Source organism: Vogesella mureinivorans (assembly GCF_007644035.1).
Lineage (GTDB): Bacteria > Pseudomonadota > Gammaproteobacteria > Burkholderiales > Chromobacteriaceae > Vogesella > Vogesella mureinivorans.
Genome location: NZ_VMTV02000149.1, coordinates 1 through 346 on the forward strand (window position 1 = coordinate 1; position 346 = coordinate 346).

Below are 346 nucleotides of genomic sequence, written 5' to 3' on the forward strand. Positions count from 1 at the left end.
TTCGGCACCGCCTTCTTCAATGCCGCCGGCGGCGGTGACCCGGTGATGTACCAGCACATCTTCTGGTTCTTCGGCCACCCGGAGGTCTACATCATGATCCTCCCGGCCTTCGGCATCGTCTCGGAGATCATCCCGACCTTCGCCCGCAAGCCGCTGTTCGGCTACCAGGCCATGGTCTACGCGACCGCCTCGATCGCCTTCCTCAGCTTCATCGTGTGGGCCCACCACATGTTCACGGTCGGCATGCCGCTCGGCGGCCAGCTGTTCTTCATGTACGCGACCATGCTGATTGCCGTGCCCACTGGCGTGAAGGTGTTCAACTGGGTGTCGACCATGTGGAAGGGCT

The 346-nt window shown here is 62.4% G+C and carries 1 protein-coding gene; it reads left to right on the forward strand.

Annotated features, from left to right (window positions below):
* On the forward strand, positions 1–346 hold a 346-nt coding region (locus FLQ44_RS04945; protein WP_206208670.1), incomplete at both ends, for a cbb3-type cytochrome c oxidase subunit I.